Here is a 17,433-nt window from a genome sequence, read left to right on the forward strand (position 1 = left end):
TTCACGAGGTGGTCAACCTCGCCGCGGACCAGAAGATCACCGCCGGGGAACGGTCACGCAGCGTTCTCGTCAGATGACGCGCACATCACACTCTCGCGGGGTGCGGACATGCGTCGGGGGCGACGGCATGCTGCCGTCGCCCCCGATACGTGCTGGTGTCTAGGCCGTCTTCTGCTCGCCCGGCCCGCCGCGGCGGGCGTCCCTCGGGATCAGGGTCGGGTTGACGTTCGACAGGACGACGTCGGCGGTGATGACGACGCGGGCGACGTCCTTGCGGGACGGGACCTCGTACATCACGGCCTGGAGGACTTCCTCCATGATCGCGCGCAGGCCTCGCGCACCGGTCTGGCGGAGGATGGCCTGGTCGGCGATGGCCTCCAGGGCCTCGCGCTCGAAGTCCAGCTCCACGCCGTCGAGTTCGAAGAGGCGCTGGTACTGCTTGACCAGCGCGTTGCGCGGCTCGACCAGGATCTGGAGGAGGGCCTCGCGGTCCAGGTTGTGGACCGAGGTGATCACCGGGAGACGCCCGATGAACTCGGGGATCATGCCGAACTTGACCAGGTCCTCCGGCATGACGTCCTCGAACTGGTCCTTGGACTCCAGCTCCCGCTTCGAGCGGATCGTCGCGCCGAAGCCGATGCCCTTGGCGCCGGCCCGCGACTCGATGAGCTTCTCCAGGCCCGCGAAGGCGCCGCCCACGATGAACAGGACGTTCGTCGTGTCGATCTGGATGAACTCCTGGTGCGGGTGCTTGCGGCCGCCCTGCGGCGGGACCGAGGCCGTCGTGCCCTCGAGGATCTTGAGCAGGGCCTGCTGGACACCCTCACCGGACACGTCACGCGTGATCGACGGGTTCTCGCTCTTGCGGGCCACCTTGTCGATCTCGTCGATGTAGATGATCCCGGTCTCGGCCTTCTTGACGTCGTAGTCGGCGGCCTGGATGAGCTTCAGCAGGATGTTCTCGACGTCCTCGCCGACATACCCCGCCTCCGTCAGCGCCGTCGCGTCCGCGATGGCGAACGGGACGTTCAGCATGCGCGCGAGGGTCTGGGCGAGCAGCGTCTTGCCGGAGCCCGTGGGGCCCAGCAGGAGGATGTTGGACTTCGCCAACTCGATGGCGTCCTCGCGGTTCTGGCCCGCGCTGTTCTCACCGGCCTGGACGCGCTTGTAGTGGTTGTACACCGCGACGGAGAGCGCCTTCTTGGCGGACTCCTGTCCGACGACGTATCCCTCGAGGAACTCGTAGATCTCACGGGGCTTGGGGAGTTCCTCCCAGCGCACCTCGCTCGTCTCCGCGAGTTCTTCCTCGATGATCTCGTTGCAGAGATCGATGCACTCGTCGCAGATGTACACACCGGGGCCTGCGATGAGCTTCTTGACCTGCTTCTGGCTCTTGCCACAGAACGAGCACTTGAGCAGATCGCCGCCGTCACCGATGCGTGCCACGGTGTGCTTCCCCTTCGCCTGGGAGTCGCCTGGATCCAGCGGCTCCTGGTGCTGCCTTATGTCCGACGGTACCTTGCCGAGCCCCTCGTTCGGGCCCCCCTTGGCGCGGTTCACTTCGCAGCGAACCGCGCCAGGGAACGGCAGACGATACAGCGGTACGTCAGACAACCGCCGAGTTGTTCATCTTCCGGGTGGAGATGATCTGGTCGATCAGGCCGTACGCGAGCGCGTCCTCAGCGGTGAGGATCTTGTCGCGCTCGATGTCCTCGCGGATCTTCTCGATCGGCGTCGTCGAGTGCTTGGCCAGCATGTCTTCCAGCTGCGAGCGCATCCGGAGGATCTCGTTGGCGGCGATCTCGAGGTCCGAGACCTGGCCGCGGCCGGTCTCGCTGTACGGCTGGTGGATCAGCACACGGGCGTTCGGGAGCGCCATGCGCTTGCCCGGGGTGCCGGCGGCCAGCAGGATCGCGGCGGCCGAGGCGGCCTGGCCCATGCAGACCGTCTGGACGTCCGGCTTCACGAACTGCATCGTGTCGTAGATGGCCGTGAGGGCCGTGAACGAGCCGCCGGGGCTGTTGATGTAGACCGAGATGTCACGGTCGGGGTCCATCGACTCCAGGCACAGGAGCTGCGCCATGACGTCGTTGGCTGAGGCGTCGTCGATCTGCACGCCGAGGAAGATCACGCGCTCCTCGAACAGCTTCGCGTACGGGTCGTACTCACGCACGCCCTGCGAGGTGCGCTCGACGAAGCGCGGGATGACGTAGCGGGACTCCGCACGAGGACCGGTGTACTCGGCCTCCGTGCGGGCGAAGAGGCCGCTGCCGGGGAAGTCGTTCACTGTGTCTCCTGAAAAGCCTGAAAAGGGCTGAGCGGTCGGCTGGGGGCCGCGCCGGGGCCCTGTGTCACCCGGGGGCGACCAGGGGCCCTGCGCCACCTCCGGGGGCGCTGGAGGGGCTTACGCCGCCCCGGTGCCGCCGCCGCCCGGCATTCCGGCAGCGGTGGGCATGATGTCGTCGATGAGGCCGTACTCCTTGGCCTCGACCGGGTCGAACCAGCGGTCGCGGTCCGAGTCACGAGTGATCTGCTCGACGGTCTGACCGGTGTGGAAGGAGGTCAGCTCCGCCATCCGCTTCTTGGTGTGCAGCAGCCGCTCGGCGTGGATCTTGATGTCCGAGGCGGAGCCCGCGAGACCCGCGGACGGCTGGTGGATCAGGATCTCGGCGTTCGGCAGGGCGAAGCGCTTGCCGGGCGTACCCGCGCTGAGCAGGAACTGGCCCATCGAGGCCGCCATGCCCATCGCGATCGTCACCACGTCGTTCTTGATGTACTGCATGGTGTCGTAGATCGCCATACCGGCCGTGATCGATCCGCCGGGGCTGTTGATGTAGAGGTAGATGTCCTTGTCCGGGTCGGAGGCAAGGAGCAGCAGCTGCGCCGTGATCTTGTTGGCGATGTCATCGTCGACCGCCTGGCCGAGGAAGATGATCCGCTCGCCGAGCAGTCGGTTGTAGACCTGGTCGCCGAGGCCACCACCGATGGGGTCGCCGGCAGCTGTGGGCATCAGATTCGTCACGTATCCACCTGCTCGTCTTACGACGGCGCCGGGCCGTCTCACGTCTTCTGCTGGGGGCGTGGGACCCCGGTGCTATACACCGCTCGGGGCGGCTTCGGGGACTCCCCTGCCCTCGTATTCATGGACCCTAACGCGCGGGTCCCTCCGGGGAATCCCGCAGAGGGAACTGTTCGCTGTGAGCGCATGCGCTGTGCTGGCCTGACCGGGGTTTTGGTCCCGCCCCAGGAGGGGCTCGGGCGGCCCTGTGCGCGGCCCTGGAACCCCGGACCCCCGGCTCCGGGCACGGCCGGCGTCGGCCGCTGACGCGGTCGCGGCTGCCGTCGGCGCCCTGGTGGCGGGTGCGGGTCGCCGTGGGGGTGTCGTGGGGTGCTCGCGCACTTCTCCGCGCCTCCGGTACGCCGATGGGCCCCGGGGACGAAAGCGTCCCCGGGGCCCATCGGCGTTCAGGCGTACAAGATGAGGTGATCAGGCCTCGGGCTTGTCCTCGGCCTCGGTGGTGGCCTCGACGGTCTCGGCCGTCTCGTCGGCCTCGTCCTCGTCGTCCAGGTCGACGACCTCGCCGTTGGTGTCCTTGACCGTGGCGGCCTCGACGACGACCGCGAGCGCCTTGCCGCGGGCGACCTCGCCGACAAGCATCGGAACCTGGCCGCCCTCGACGACGGCCTGGGCGAACTGGTCGGGGGACATGCCGGAGGACTGCGCGCGCCGCATGAGGTGCTCGGTGAGCTCCTCCTGGTTGACGTTCAGCTTCTCCTTGTTGACGAGCTCGTCGAGGACGAACTGCGTCTTGATGCCCTTGACCGCGGCTTCCTTGGTCTCGGCGTCGAACTCTTCCTCGGTCTTGCCCTGGATCTCCAGGTACTTCGCGAGGTCGAGGCCCATCTGGCCGAGCTGGTGGTGCTCGAGGTTGTGCTTGCGGGTGTGGATCTCGTCCTCGAGCAGCTTCTCGGGGACGGGCACCTCGACCAGCTCGAGCAGCTTCTCCAGGACACGCTCCTGGGCCTGCGTGGCCTGGTCGTACTGCTTCATGTTCTCGAGGCGCTTGCGGCTGTCGGCCTTCAGCTCGTCGAGGGTGTCGAACTCGGAGGCGAGCTGCGCGAACTCGTCGTCCAGCTCGGGCAGTTCACGGGCGGCGACCTGGGTGACCTTGACGGTGACCTGGGCCTCCTTGCCGGCGGCGGAGCCACCCTTGAGCTCGGAGGCGAAGGTGGTCTCGCCACCGGCCTCCAGGCCCTTGACGGCCTCGTCGATGCCGTCGAGCAGCTCACCCGAGCCGATGGTGTACGAGACACCACTGGCGACGCCGTCCTCGAGGACCTCGCCGTCGACCTTGGCCTCCAGGTCGAGGGTGACGACGTCGTCGTCCTGGGCGGCACGCTCGACCGGGGAGGTCGAGGCGAAACGCTCACGCAGTTCGGAGACGGCCTTCTCGACGTCCTCGTCGCTGACCTCGACGGCGTCGACCTCGACCTCGATGCCGGAGTAGTCCGGGATCTCGATGGCGGGACGGATGTCGACCTCGGCGGTGAAGTTCAGCGTCTCGCCGTCCTTCAGCTCGGTGATGTCGACCTCGGGCTGTCCGAGGACATTCAGCTCAGCCTCGTTGACCGCTTCGGTGTAGAACTTCGGGAGCGCGTCATTGACGGCCTCTTCGAGCACGGCGCCGCGACCGAACCGCTGGTCGATGACGCGCGCCGGGATCTTGCCCTTCCGGAACCCCTTCACCGTGACCTGCTGGTTGATCTTCTTGTACGCCGCGTCGAGGCTGTCCTTGAGCTCCTCGAAGGGCACCTCGACAGTGAGCCGAACCCGGGTCGGGTTCAGGGTCTCCACGGCGCTCTTCACGGTTCGGTCTCCTTGTGGCTGACTTCTTGGGGGTTCTGCTGCGTGCTTCTGCCGGTCGGGCAGAGCCTTGGGCGGATTCGCGCGGCCCTTGAGAGACGTAACAGTGCAGACATACGGGCACGCAGCTTGCATAGTAACCGCAGGCGGTACACGCCCCAAAAGGTGATCTTGCCGAGGCAGGGCCCCGGCTGGTTCTGCCGGTGGTCGGGGTGGCGGGATTTGAACCCACGGCCTTCCGCTCCCAAAGCGGACGCGCTACCAAGCTGCGCCACACCCCGTCGGTGCGACACGTAGGGTACATGCCCGCAAGCGGTGCGGCTGCCGCATTTCGCCGGGCCGACACGGCGGAGCACACGGAAGGAAACGGGGTGTGCGCCGAGGGGGGCCGACCCGCTACGATGCATCCAGTGCCGCGGTCGCTGACCTGCGGCGCACCCTGTGCGGGCGTAGCTCAATGGTAGAGCCCTAGTCTTCCAAACTAGCTACGCGGGTTCGATTCCCGTCGCCCGCTCCATATGACGTAGGGCCAGGCCAGAGGTTCGATCCTCTGCCTGGCCCTGAGTCGTTTCCGGGGCTGCGCGCGCCGTTCGACCGCCGCTCTTCACGCCCTGCCCGCCGAGGTGCCCGGAGCGTCGTCCTCGGGATGACCCGCTCGCAGGGGTCCCCGATGTCGGCGCCGACGCCGAGGCGACTCCTGTCGCGGGTGTGCGCGGAAGGTTCGGCCGCCGACGGCCTCAGAAACTGATCGAGTTGATCGTCTCCGCTATCGAGTTGAGGAACCGGTTGATGGACGGGGCCATGCCGGTCGACGCGAGGAAGAAGCCGAAGAGCACCGCGACGATGGCAGGTCCCGCCTTGATCGATCCTCCTCGGATCAGTACCACGAGGATGATCGCCAACAGCAGCACCACTGACAGCGAAATGGCCACAACTGATCACACCCTACGGTCGGTCCCGCTCTCCCGGCCCGGAGGTGCAGCCCCGCACACCCCCGCCAGGACCATCGTGCCACCAACGAGCCGTTCGTATGCGGCAGGTGACGCATCGTTGGCCAAGGACAGACCCAAGAGCCGGCCAAGGACACACCGGTTCGCGGCCCCGCCCGCACGTCCGCGCCCTCGCGCCGGGAGCCGACTCCGCAGCCCCGTACGGCAATTCGACAGTGCCCCCTCACAGAAAACCAATAGAGGTCGTTGCCATGTCCACACACCCTGTTCGCAGGTAATTCGAATTGTTGCCACAGGCACACCGCGGACACCGAAGACGGGTAACTAAAGCCCAATGAACCGGACATATGACCAGAGTCGCCCGCGGGCGTTATGTCGCTCTTTAGTCTGGATGAAGTGGGACAGAACACCCCTTCCTGGCAAGGGAATCGGCATACGCGATCTTGTGTGAATCGACAGGCACACATCTTCAAATCCGGGGTAGACGCAGGCGATAGCAGGTAATGCGATCGAAGGTTTTACGAGAACACACAGAGAACGCTAGGGTGCCTCAGATGTCCCACCACGCCACGTCTCCCGTATGCGCAGCGAGGCTCAGGACCGCCCCCGGAAGTTCGTGGCGGGAGGGCCTGTGACCAACACACTCCGACCCCCGGGCCGCACCGGGTCGCCCCTCCCTCCGGCGGTGCAGCCGAAGGACGGGGTGTCGAGCCGGCTCTCGCCCCGGCCGTCCACCGGGGCGGCCCCCGCAACCGCCGGCCCGACGGCGGGCGCCAAGCCCGCGAAGAGCCGCGACGCCTTCTTCGACAACGCCAAGTACCTGGCGATCGTGCTCGTGGCCATGGGCCACACCTGGGAGCCGTTGAAGGGGCAGAGCCGTACGGTCGACGCGCTCTATGTGATCGTCTACGGCTTCCACATGCCGGCCTTCATCATCATCTCCGGCTACTTCTCGCGGAACTTCGACATGCGCCCCGACCGCCTGAAGCGGCTCGTCACCGGCGTCGTCGTCCCCTACGTCCTCTTCGAGACCGCGTACTCGCTGTTCGACCGCTATGTCGGAGGCAACGCGGACCAGACGATCAGTCTGCTCGATCCCTGGTATCTCACCTGGTTCCTGATCGCGCTGTTCGTCTGGCGGCTGACGGCCCCCCTGTGGAAGCTGGTCCGCTGGCCCGTGCCCCTGGCGCTCGGCCTCGCCGCCCTCGCGTGCGCCTCGCCGGAGATCGGCAACGACCTGGACCTCCAACGGGTCCTGCAGTTCCTCCCGTTCTTCGTCCTCGGCCTGGTCATGAAGCCCGAGCACTTCCAGATGGTGCGCCGCCGCGAGGTGCGCATCCTGTCGGTGCCCGTCGTCGCCGTGGCCCTGGCCGTGGGCTACTGGGCGGGGCCCCGGATGAACGACTCCTGGTTCTACCACCGGGACGCGGCCCAGGAACTCGGTGCTCCGTGGTGGGCCGGTGTGGTCATGACGCTGGCGCTCTTCGGCTGCTCGCTCCTGCTCACCGCGTGCTTCTTCGCCTGGGTCCCCGGGCGTCAGTACTGGTTCACGGCGCTCGGCGCCGGCACGCTGTACGGCTACCTGCTGCACGGCTTCGTGGTCCGCGCCTCCCGGCAGTGGAACTGGCTCGACCACAGCTGGGTGCAGACCCCCGTCGGTGAGATCTTCGTGACGGTCGTCGCCGCGGCGTTGATCACCGTGCTGTGCACCCGGCCCGTCCAGCGGATGTTCCGCTTCGCGATGGAGCCGAAGATGGAGTGGGCCTTCAAGCAGGACGCGGCGGAACTGGCCCGGGAGCGGGCCAAGGCCAACGCCTAGGGAGACGGCGCACGACCGGCCGGCGGGCCCCGACCCGCCACTGCGCGGCCGGTCGGCGGGAGACATGGCGGAGGGCGGGCCCGGGAGTGATCCCGGGCCCGCCCTCGTGCGCGGGTGCGCTCCGCGGACCGCGGCGCGAGGTGGTCAAGTGGCCGCGCGAGCAGGGACGTTCAGGTGGGCGGAAGTCCCAGCAGGGAGCGCATCGCCGCGTACTTCTTCGTCAGGCGGGCCCGGGTGTGCTCGTCCAGGACCGCGAGGCGGACCGGGTCCGCGTTGTGCGCCAGGTCGGACGCCTTGACCAGCAGGGCGCCGCGGGTGGTGCGGATGCGCCGGGCGTAGGCCTCCGCGGACTCGCCGTCCTGTTTGGTGAGCGCCAGCACGATGTCCTTCGTACGAGGGGTCAGCGCGGCCTCGGTCAGCCACTCCTCGGAGAGGGCGTCGTCCTCGACGGCGTCGTGCAGCCAGGCCGCTGCTATCTGGTCTTCGTCGCCGCCGCGTTCGCGGACGCCGTCCGCCACCGCCTGGAGGTGCTCGGCGTACGGGCGGCCGGCCTTGTCGGTCTGGGCGGCGTGCGCCGTGCGGGCGAGCGCCTCGACTTCGGCGAGGGTCAGGAGAGGTTGCGTCACGGGTTCAGTGTCCCCTCGGAACACCTCGCTGCCGCCTTCTTGCCGAAAAACCGTGACGTCCGGGGCCTGCGCCGCGGACCGGGCCCCTGATCGGCCCGGGTCAGCGCGCCGAGTTCAGGCCCTCGCGGCAGATCAGCAGCAGGGCCCGGTCGTCGTTGACGTCCTTGGCGACGGCCTCGATGAGATGCCAGGCGGCTCCGTGGAAGCCGCCGGCGACATAGCGGTCGGCCTCACCGGTGAGCCGGTCGATGCCCTCGACGATGTCGCGTTCGGCGGTTTCGACCAGACCGTCCGTGAACAGCATCAACACGTCTCCGGGCCGGAGCGAGCCCTTCACGGGGTCGAACTGGGCACCGTCGTACACACCGAGGAGCGGGCCCTCCGCCGCCTTCTCCTCCCAGCGGCCGCTGCCCGCGCTGAGCTGGAGGCCCGGCGGGTGCCCGGCGGAGAAGAGTTCGTAGTCGCCCGAGTCGAGGTCGAGCACCAGGTGGATCGAGGTGGCGAAGCCCTCGTCCCAGTCCTGGCGCAGCAGATAGCCGTTGGCGGCGGTCAGGAAGGCGTGCGGCGGGAGCGAGCCGAGCAGGCCGCCGAAGGCTCCGGACAGCAGCAGGGCGCGGGAGCCGGCGTCCATCCCCTTGCCGGAGACGTCCGTGAGGACGACTTCGAGGGTCCGGCCGCCGTTCGTCCGGGCGGCCACGACGAAGTCACCGGAGAACGACTGGCCGCCCGCCGGGCGCAGCGCCATCTCACGGTGCCAGCCCACGGGAAGCTGCGGCAGCTTGCTCTGCACCCGGATGCGTTCGCGCAGGTCGAAGAGCATGGTGCCGCCGCGCCGCCAGGGCACGCCCACCCGGCTGCGGAACTGGGCGATCAGGAGGCCGAAGAAACCGCAGGCCGCGACGACCAGGACCACGCCGGGGGTGACCCGGGAGGGGCCCTCGGTGTAGGGGCCGAGCTTCACGGACTCGACTATCAGCGCGGTGGCGGCCGCCGCGTACAGCCCGAGCAGGCTCGCGGGGCGGAGCAGCAGGCCGCCGGCGACGATCGGCAGGACGAGGACGGCGGGTGAGCACCACACCGAGTTCACCAGGGTGGTGGCGGCGATCAGGGGGATCGTGATGAGCAGGCCGGCGAGGGCGATCCAGTCGGAACCGTCGCCGCGGAAGTAGTCCACGGCGGATCTGCGCAGCCCTGTGCGGGCCCGGTGCCACTGCTTCTTCAACCGGGCCGCGAACGTATCGGCCTCCGAGCGCCGCTCTCGTCCTGCTGCCATTAGTTCGGGACCCTATCCATCGGACCAGGTGCTTGGCACGGGAGGTCCCACTTGTCCCCCGTCCGAGCGCTCAACTTCACAGAGAACTTCACCGACACGTTCCGGTCAGGGGGCTCGGCAGCAGGCGAAATTCCCTCGCTCGTACCGCATTGCCCTGGTAGGCATGGGCTATGACGACTGACGTCCGGGTGCTCCGGCAGGCCGACTGGGACAAGTGGTACGAGAACCTGATCCGCGCGTTCGGAGGTGTGGCGGAGTCGTCCGAGGAGCGCGAACTGTGGAACGCGCTCACAGAGTACGACCGTTCGCTCGGCGTGTGGGACGGCGAGGAGTGTGTGGGTACGGCGGGGGCCTTCTCCTTCCGCGTCACCGTCCCGGGCGGCGCCTCGGTGCCGGCGGCCGGGGTGACGATGGTGAGCGTGGCCGCGACGCACCGGCGGCGCGGGGTGCTCACCGCGATGATGCGGCGGCAGCTGGACGATCTCCGTGCGGGAAACGAGCCGCTCGCCGTGCTGACCGCGTCGGAACCGGCGATCTACGGCCGGTTCGGCTACGGCATCGGGACCCTGCAGATCAACGCCGAGATCGACACCGACCGCGTCCGGCTGTCCGTGCCGCCGGGGACGGACGACGTACGACTGCGCTACGCGGCGCCGGGCGATGTCCTCGACGTGTGCGAGGCGGTGTACGCGCGGCGCGTGCCGGAGCGTCCGGGGATGCCGGCCCGGCAGCCGGGCTGGGAGCGGCTCCAGGTGCTCGACCCGGAGGGCGAGCGGGACGGCGCGTCCTCTCTGCAGTGCGTGGTCGCGGAGCGGGACGGCGCGGCGGTGGGCTACACGCGCTTCCGGGTGAAGCCGGGCTGGGGTCCCGCGGGGCACGACGGCGTGGTGCAGCTGGAGGACCTGGAGGGGATCGACCCGCCGGCGCGGGCCGCTCTGTGGCGGTTCCTGTTCGACGTCGACCTGACGACGACGCTGCGCACCCGGGGCCGTCCCGTGGACGAGGACTGGCAGCACATGGTCTCGGACATCCGGCGGTGTCAGGTGCGGATGAAGGACGCGCTGCATGTGCGGCTCGTGGACGTCGGGGCGGCGCTGGAGGCGCGGGCGTATCAGGCCCCGGTGGACGTGGTGTTGGAGGTCGAGGACTCCTTCTGCCCCTGGAACGAGGGGCGTTGGCGGCTGACCGGTGACGCGAAGGGCGCTTCGTGCGTCCGTACCGGGGATTCACCCGATCTGGCGTTGTCCGTGCGGGAGTTGGGTGCGGCGTATCTGGGCGGTGTGCCGCTCGCCTCGCTCGCGGCGGCCGGGCGGGTGCGGGAGCTGCGTCAGGGTGCGCTGGCGGAGGCGTCGATGGCGTTCACCTCGGTGGTCGCGCCCTGGCTTCCGCACGGGTTCTAGGGGAGGGCGGGACGCCGGCGCCGAGTCGGCCCCGTTTCAGGCCTGTTGGCAGGTCGGGCACCAGAACAGGTTGCGGGCGGCGAGGTCGGCGGTGCGGATCTCGCCGCCGCAGAGGTGACAGGGCAGGTGGGCCCTGCGGTACACGTAGACCTCGCCGCCGTGGTCGTCCACGCGCGGTGGCCGACCCATGGCGTCGGGGGTGTGCTCGGGGCGGACCGTGTCGATGCGGTTGTTGCGGACGCCCTCACGCATGAGGTCCACGAGGTCCGCCCAGATCGCGTCCCACTCCCCCGCCCGGAGGTCCTTGCCCGCGCGGTACGGATCGATGCCGTGCCGGAAGAGGACCTCGGCGCGGTAGACGTTGCCCACGCCCGAGATGACCTTCTGGTCCATCAGCAGGGCGGCGATCGTCGTACGGCTGCGGGAGATCCGGCGGTAGGCCGCCGCGGGGTCGGCGTCGGGGCGCAGCGGGTCGGGGCCCAGCCGGTCGTGTATCGCGCCCTTCTCGTCGTCGGTGATGAGGGCGCAGGTGGTGGGGCCGCGCAGGTCGACGTACGCGGTGTCGTTCACGAGGCGCAGGCGGACGGTGTCGGTGGGCGGCGGGGCGGGCGTGGCACCGAAGCCGACCTTGCCGAAGAGGCCGAGGTGGATGTGGATCCAGTCGGCGTCGCGGAAGCCGAGGAAGAGGTGCTTGCCGTGGGCTTCCGCCGTGGTGAGGACGGACCCGTCGAGGAGGGCCGCGGCGTCGCTGAACTTGCCCTGGGGGCTGGTGATCCGGGCCGGGCGGCCGCCGAACGCGCCGAGGTGGTCCTGGGCGAGCCGGTGAATGGTGTGCCCCTCGGGCACGGGTCCTCCTGGTGGTCCTTCGTCGCGGGGCCCGGCGTCCCGGGCCCCGAACGGTTCCGCGGTCCTACGGCTGCTGCGGGTGGTGGGCCGGGATGGGCGGGAGTTCCCGCGTCGTCTCGTAGTCCGCGAGCATCTGGATGCGCCGGACGTGGCGCTCCTCGCCGGTGAAGGGGGTGCCGAGGAAGGTCTCGACGAACTTCGTCGCCTCTTCCTCGGTGTGCATACGGGCGCCCACCGACATGACGTTGGCGTTGTTGTGCTCGCGGCCCAGCGCGGCGGTCTCCTCGCTCCAGGCGAGTACGGCGCGTACGCCGGCGACCTTGTTCGCGGCGATCTGCTCGCCGTTGCCGGAGCCGCCGATGACGATGCCGAGGGAGCCCGGGTCCGCCACGGTGCGCTCGGCGGCGCGGAGGCAGAACGGCGGGTAGTCGTCCTGGGCGTCGTAGATGTGGGGCCCGCAGTCGACGGGCTCATGGCCCGCGGACGTGAGCCACTCGACGAGGTGGTTCTTCAGTTCGAGACCGGCATGATCGGAGCCGAGATACACGCGCATGGTCCGAGTGTGTCACGCCCGTCCGGGTCCGGCCTCGCCGGGGCCGACGGCCGAAAAACGTGAGCAATACTACAGAACCTCAAGGAAACCTCAAGTAACGATCTGGATTCAAAGGTTCACGAATTCCTTTGCCTCCGTTTCACTGGACCAACTCGTACGCCGGTCCACACGATGGAGCGATGCGTTCCCCGTACACCGCTCGTACGGACGGGACGCTGTGTACGGGAATCTGCTCATCCGGCGCAAAGGAATCCCCCTCATGACCTCGCAGCCGACCCCCACGAAGGCCGCACAGGCCCCAGGAGGCCCCGGAGAACCCGGTGGCGGCCTCCAGGCCGGACTCAAGAACCGTCACCTGACGATGATCGCCATCGGCGGTGTCATCGGAGCCGGACTCTTCGTCGGGTCCAGCACCGGCATCGCCACCACGGGCCCCGGCATCCTCCTCTCCTACGCTCTCGTCGGCACGCTCGTGGTGCTGGTGATGCGGATGCTCGGCGAGATGTCCGCCGCCAACCCGACCTCGGGCTCGTTCTCCGCGCACGCCGACCGCGCTCTCGGCCGCTGGGCCGGCTTCTCCATCGGCTGGCTGTACTGGTTCTTCTGGGTGGTGGTGCTGGCCGTGGAGGCCACCGCAGGTGCCACGATCCTCGAAGGGTGGATGCCCGCCGTACCGCAGTGGGGCTGGGCGCTCATCGTGATGATCGTCCTGACCGCGACGAACCTGGTCTCGGTCGGCTCGTACGGCGAGTTCGAGTTCTGGTTCGCCGGGATCAAGGTCGTGGCGATCGGCGCGTTCATCGTCGTCGGCGCCCTCGCGATCTTCGGGGTGCTGCCCGGTGTCCACGCCGACAAGGCGGGGGTGGGCAATCTGAGCGAGCACGGCGGGTTCCTGCCGCACGGGCCCGGCGCGATCCTCACCGGTGTGCTGCTGGTCGTCTTCTCCTTCATGGGCAGCGAGATCGCGACGCTCGCGGCCGGCGAGTCCTCGGACCCGCAGCGGGCCGTCACCAAGTCGACGAACAGCATCATCTGGCGTATCGCCGTCTTCTACCTGGGCTCGATCCTCGTCGTCATCACCCTGGTGCCGTGGAACGACCCGTCGATCAAGGAGAAGGGCTCGTACGTCGCCGCCCTGGACTCCCTCGGCATCGCGCACGCCGGTCAGATCATGAACTTCATCGTGCTGACCTCGGTGCTGTCCTGCCTCAACTCCGGTCTCTACACGGCCTCCCGGATGGCGTTCTCGCTCGGTGAGCGCGGGGACGCGCCCAAGGCGTTCGCCCGGACCACCCGCCGTGGTGTGCCGATGATCGCCATCGTCGTCTCGGTCGTGTTCGGCTTCGTCGCCGTCTTCTTCAACTACAAGTTCCCGGACTCGGTCTTCCTCTTCCTGGTCAACTCCTCCGGAGCGGTCGCCCTGTTCGTGTGGCTCGTCATCTGCTTCTCGCAGCTGCGCATGCGGAAGATCATCCAGCGTGAGGCGCCGGAGAAGCTCGTCGTGAAGATGTGGCTCTACCCGTACCTGACGTGGGCGACCGCGGCGCTGATCGTCTTCGTCCTCGGCTACATGCTGACCGACACCGAGCACGACGGCCGTACGACCGTGCTGCTGTCGCTGCTGGTCGCGGCGATCGTGCTGGTCATCGCCGTCGTCCGGCAGAAGCTCGGCGCAGGTTCGTCCTCGGCCGCGGGACCGCTCACGAGCGCGTCCCGCGACGAGGAGCAGGCCGAGGTCGGCGCCTGACCCGCCCTCCCGGCCTGACGGGAGAGGGGCTCGCGGCACTGTGCCGCGGGCCCCTCTCCCTGTTCAGAGCACGGTGAAGCTCTTCTTGACCCGGTTGTAGGTCGCGACGGCCCGGTCCTCGATGTCCCGGTGGTACCAGGTGTTGATCTGGTACGACTTCCCGTCGACGTCGAACCCGAGCAGCCGGGCGTGCCAGCGCACGCCCTTGATCGTGAACGTGTACTCCCAGACGATCGCGGGCCGGCCCTGGAACGTCGTCTCCTCCAGCCGGATCTTCCGGTAGTCCCGGCCCTGCCGGGCGTTCTGCTCCGAGGTCTGCCAGGTGTCCATCAGGTTCCCCCTGGCGAGGGAGGACTTGGCCGCGAGTTCCTGTGCGCCGTCGGGTGAGGTGTAGTGCACCTCCGACCCCGTCTGCAGATCGCGGCGCCAGCCCTTCGGCGTCACCCACGCGTATCCCCCGGCCTCCCGGTGCGCTCCCGGGGGCAGGCTGGGCGGGCGCGAGGTGCCCTCGACGGTGGGCGAGGCGGACGTGGGGCCACCGCCCGCGGACGAGGCGGTGGCCGCGGACGAGGCTCCCGGCGACGCGGCGCTCCCTCCCTCGGGCGATCCGCCGCCCGACAGCGCGAGGACGATCCCGGCGACCGCCCCCGCGACGACCACACCGGCGGCCGCCAGGACGACCCGGCGCCTGCCACCCCGCCGGCCCGCCCCGGTAGCCGTCCCGGTGTCCTCTCCGGATCCCGGCGGAGACCCGGCTGCCGGAGCCGACTGCCCTGCGGAGTGCGGGAGTTCACGCCGTGGCGGCAGTACGGACACCGGCGCGGTGGGCAGTTGGGGCGGAGTCTCCGAACGGGGTTCCCCGCGCGGCTCGGACGGGGCTTCGGTGGAGGCGTTGGCCGTGGCCGGCAGATCGCGGTCCCGGGTGAGGGCCTCGGCGTCGCTCGCCAGAACACCCTCCGCGGAACGGGCCCGCGGGTGCTTCCGGAAGTCGGGCGCGCTCTTGCTGGTCGGCCTACGCGGGACCGGGACGGCGTCCTGTACGGAGGGGTGTTCCCGGGGGTCGGCGGGTGTCCCCCCGTCCTGCGGGAGGTCCTCCGCGGGTGAGGAACCCTCCGCCGGGTCGTCCGAGAGCGGCTCCTCCGCGGGCGGGGTCGCTTCGGGAAGGTCCGCCGGAAGCCGCGTCGCCCGGATGCGCCGGGCGTCCAGCAGGGCGCGCGTGGGCGATGACGCGGGCGCGGGCTCCGGGGCGGGAGTCGGATCGGCCTCGGGAGGAGCGGACTTGTCCGTGGGACCCGCGGACGGCTCGGGCACCTTCCGCGCATCGGGGGCGAGTTGACGCGGGGAGCGGCGCTCGGGGCCGGGTTCGCGCCCTGGCGGGGTGTCCGGGGAAGGGGCGGGCGTGGGCTCCGAGGTCGGCCCGGGAGTCGCGGCCGGCAAGTCGGCTTGGTCCGGCGCGGGTTGGCGCGTGGAGCGCGGTTCGGACGTGGTGGTCGAGTCGGACGCGGCTCGGCGTCCTGGAGCGGGGTCGTGGGCCGGGGCCGACGCGGGTTCCGAGGGGGTGGGAGGTGCCGACACGGGGGTGGACGTGGCGGTGGCCCGGGAATCGGGCTCCCGCACGGGCCGCGCCGGAGGGCTCTCGGGGACCGGCCCACCCGGGGAGACGACGGTGGGCCGGTACCCCGGGCCGGGTTCGCGAGCGGTGCTCGGGGCCGTCGCGGGGGCCTGGCCATGGCGGGCATCCGGGGTGGGTGCGGATCCGAGAGCCTCCCCGGAACGCGGACCGGCGGTGCGGGCAGGGGCCGGTACGTGCTCGGTGCTCGGGGCCGTCGCGGGGGCCTGACCGGCTCCGGCACCCGGCGTGGCGGATCCGGGGGCCCGCCCGGAACGCGGAGGTGAGACGTGAGCGGCGTCGGGTTCGCCCCCTGGGCCGGGAACGGCGGCGGGAGTCTGCGTGTGTCCGGTGCCCGGCGTCGGCGCGGACCCCGGACCCCGGCCGGAGCGCGGAGCGACGGGACGGGCCGGGTCCGGTCCGCGATCGGGGCTCGGGGTCGTCGTGGAGGGCCGGCCGTGCTCGGTGGCCGGAGTGGTCGCGTGACCCGGTTCAGGTCCGGCGACCGGGGTCGCCGGACCGTGTTCCGGAGTTGGCGGGCTCTGGGAGGTCCGGGCCGGTTCCGGAGTTGCGGGGCGGTGGGGGTCGGGGCCGTGGTCCGGGGCGGACGGGCGGCCCGGATCCTGACCGCCGGGCGAGAAGGGGTCGGGTTCCTGACGGGAGTCCGCGGGGCGCTCGGGCACCTCGTTCCGTGTGCGGCCGTACGCGGGACCGAACTCGACGCCGTCGGTGAAGTCGTACTCCGGGCCCTCCGTCAACGGGCGGGTGGCCGCCGTTCCGGGAACCGGGGGCCGGGCGATCTCCTCCAGCGCCGTCTCCAGTTCCTCCAGACCGGGCCGGGTGTCCGGCTCCTTCTCCAGGAGGGCGGCCAGGATGTCCCGCAACGCACCGGCCGCCGCAGGGAGGACCGGCTCCTCGTAGAGGACGGCGTGCAGGGTCGCGTACGTGGTCGCGCGGGAGAACGGGGAGCGGCCGCCGAGGGCCGCGCACAGGGTGGCGCCGAGTGACCACACGTCGGAGGGCGGCCCCTGCGGGCGGCCGGAGATCCGCTCGGGCGCCATGTAGTCGGGGGAGCCGACGAGCATGCCGGCCATGGTGAGCGCCTCGGCGTCCTGCAGCGCGGCGATGCCGAAGTCGGTGAGCACGACGCGTCGCCGCCCGGCGCGCTCGACCAGCACGTTGCCCGGCTTGATGTCGCGGTGCAGCACTCCCCCGGCGTGCACCTGCCGCAGCGCACCGACCAGTTCGAGGCCGACGCGGGCCGCCTCACGCGGGTCCAGCGGGCCGTCCTCGACCACGATCCGTTCGAGGGAGCGGCCGGCGACGAGCTCCATGACGATCCAGAGCCGCTCGCTCGCGTCCACCACGTCGTAGATGCGGACGACGCCCGGATGGTCGATCCGGGCCGTGGCCCGCGCCTCGCGCAGGGTGCGCTCCCGGCGCGTGCGGGTGTCCTCGGGATCGAGTCCGTCTATGCGCATTTCCTTGACCGCGACCTGCCGGTCGAGCATTTCGTCGGCGGCTCGCCACACCCGCCCCATTCCCCCCTGGCCAATACTCTCGACCAGTCGATAGCGCCCGGTCACCAGTAATCCCGGAACACCACCCTGTACGTTCGCCGACAATCCCCCCACCCCCTCAACATCAGCCACATTCGCCCGTCACAGCGGAAACACAATGGTCACACTTCAGGCCGTACCAGCATAGTGCGGAGAAATCTTGTGGTACCTCTTCAAGTACTGCGAA

General features: G+C 69.9%; 13 protein-coding genes and 2 tRNA genes. 4 read left to right on the forward strand and 11 right to left on the reverse strand.

What is annotated here, in order from left to right:
• Window positions 1-159: 159 nt before the first annotated feature.
• From clpX to AB0C62_RS35725, 5 genes are all read right to left on the reverse strand, one after another.
• On the reverse strand, window positions 160-1,446 hold the full coding sequence (gene clpX, locus AB0C62_RS35705; protein ID WP_081221566.1) for an ATP-dependent Clp protease ATP-binding subunit ClpX: 1,287 nt from the start codon (window positions 1,444-1,446) through the stop codon (window positions 160-162).
• 160 nt (window positions 1,447-1,606) lie between these two features.
• A complete protein-coding gene (locus AB0C62_RS35710) occupies window positions 1,607-2,287 on the reverse strand; it encodes an ATP-dependent Clp protease proteolytic subunit (RefSeq protein WP_081217263.1) in 681 nt (226 codons plus the stop codon).
• 117 nt (window positions 2,288-2,404) lie between these two features.
• On the reverse strand, window positions 2,405-3,010 hold the full coding sequence (locus tag AB0C62_RS35715) for an ATP-dependent Clp protease proteolytic subunit (protein ID WP_362980489.1): 606 nt from the start codon (window positions 3,008-3,010) through the stop codon (window positions 2,405-2,407).
• A 477-nt stretch (window positions 3,011-3,487) separates the two neighbouring features.
• Window positions 3,488-4,867, reverse strand: a complete 1,380-nt coding sequence (gene tig / locus AB0C62_RS35720; RefSeq protein ID WP_362980445.1) for a trigger factor — start codon at window positions 4,865-4,867, stop codon at window positions 3,488-3,490.
• A 201-nt stretch (window positions 4,868-5,068) separates the two neighbouring features.
• Window positions 5,069-5,145: transfer RNA gene (locus AB0C62_RS35725), tRNA-Pro, on the reverse strand.
• A 162-nt stretch (window positions 5,146-5,307) separates the two neighbouring features.
• On the opposite strand from AB0C62_RS35725, the gene AB0C62_RS35730 reads away from it, so the two are divergent.
• Window positions 5,308-5,381 (forward strand) — tRNA-Gly (locus AB0C62_RS35730).
• 220 nt (window positions 5,382-5,601) lie between these two features.
• On the opposite strand, the gene AB0C62_RS35735 is transcribed toward AB0C62_RS35730, so the two are convergent.
• Window positions 5,602-5,796 (reverse strand): hypothetical protein, encoded by a 195-nt coding sequence (locus AB0C62_RS35735; RefSeq protein WP_016435177.1) that lies wholly within the window; start codon window positions 5,794-5,796, stop codon window positions 5,602-5,604.
• Window positions 5,797-6,445: 649 nt separating this feature from the next.
• Between AB0C62_RS35735 and AB0C62_RS35740 the strand changes: the two genes are divergently transcribed.
• Entirely contained in the window at window positions 6,446-7,633 is a 1,188-nt protein-coding gene (locus AB0C62_RS35740; RefSeq protein ID WP_362980447.1) for an acyltransferase family protein, read from the forward strand.
• A gap of 170 nt (window positions 7,634-7,803) precedes the next feature.
• On the opposite strand, the gene AB0C62_RS35745 is transcribed toward AB0C62_RS35740, so the two are convergent.
• Window positions 7,804-8,259: an HD domain-containing protein gene (locus AB0C62_RS35745; protein WP_081217266.1), complete on the reverse strand. Its 456-nt coding sequence runs from the start codon at window positions 8,257-8,259 to the stop codon at window positions 7,804-7,806.
• A gap of 100 nt (window positions 8,260-8,359) precedes the next feature.
• On the reverse strand, window positions 8,360-9,532 hold the full coding sequence (locus tag AB0C62_RS35750) for a PP2C family protein-serine/threonine phosphatase (protein WP_362980449.1): 1,173 nt from the start codon (window positions 9,530-9,532) through the stop codon (window positions 8,360-8,362).
• Between the two features lie 170 nt (window positions 9,533-9,702).
• On the opposite strand from AB0C62_RS35750, the gene AB0C62_RS35755 reads away from it, so the two are divergent.
• A complete protein-coding gene (locus tag AB0C62_RS35755) occupies window positions 9,703-10,932 on the forward strand; it encodes a GNAT family N-acetyltransferase (RefSeq protein WP_362980451.1) in 1,230 nt (409 codons plus the stop codon).
• A gap of 36 nt (window positions 10,933-10,968) precedes the next feature.
• On the opposite strand, the gene AB0C62_RS35760 is transcribed toward AB0C62_RS35755, so the two are convergent.
• The gene (locus AB0C62_RS35760; RefSeq protein WP_362980453.1) at window positions 10,969-11,778 is read right to left on the reverse strand and encodes a DNA-formamidopyrimidine glycosylase family protein; all 810 of its coding nucleotides are present in this window, start codon (window positions 11,776-11,778) and stop codon (window positions 10,969-10,971) included.
• Between the two features lie 64 nt (window positions 11,779-11,842).
• Window positions 11,843-12,331 carry a ribose-5-phosphate isomerase gene (locus AB0C62_RS35765; protein ID WP_362980455.1) on the reverse strand — a complete coding sequence of 163 codons (489 nt, stop codon included), beginning with the start codon at window positions 12,329-12,331 and terminating at the stop codon, window positions 11,843-11,845.
• A gap of 259 nt (window positions 12,332-12,590) precedes the next feature.
• Here AB0C62_RS35765 and AB0C62_RS35770 point away from each other — a divergent pair, with 259 nt between their 5' ends.
• Window positions 12,591-14,078, forward strand: coding sequence for an amino acid permease (locus AB0C62_RS35770; protein ID WP_362980457.1), 1,488 nt, complete (start codon window positions 12,591-12,593; stop codon window positions 14,076-14,078).
• 63 nt (window positions 14,079-14,141) lie between these two features.
• Here AB0C62_RS35770 and AB0C62_RS35775 read toward each other — a convergent pair whose 3' ends face one another.
• Entirely contained in the window at window positions 14,142-17,273 is a 3,132-nt protein-coding gene (locus AB0C62_RS35775; protein WP_362980459.1) for a protein kinase, read from the reverse strand.
• Window positions 17,274-17,433: the final 160 nt, after the last annotated feature.

Source organism: Streptomyces sp. NPDC048643, from assembly GCF_040650615.1.
GTDB lineage: Bacteria > Actinomycetota > Actinomycetes > Streptomycetales > Streptomycetaceae > Streptomyces.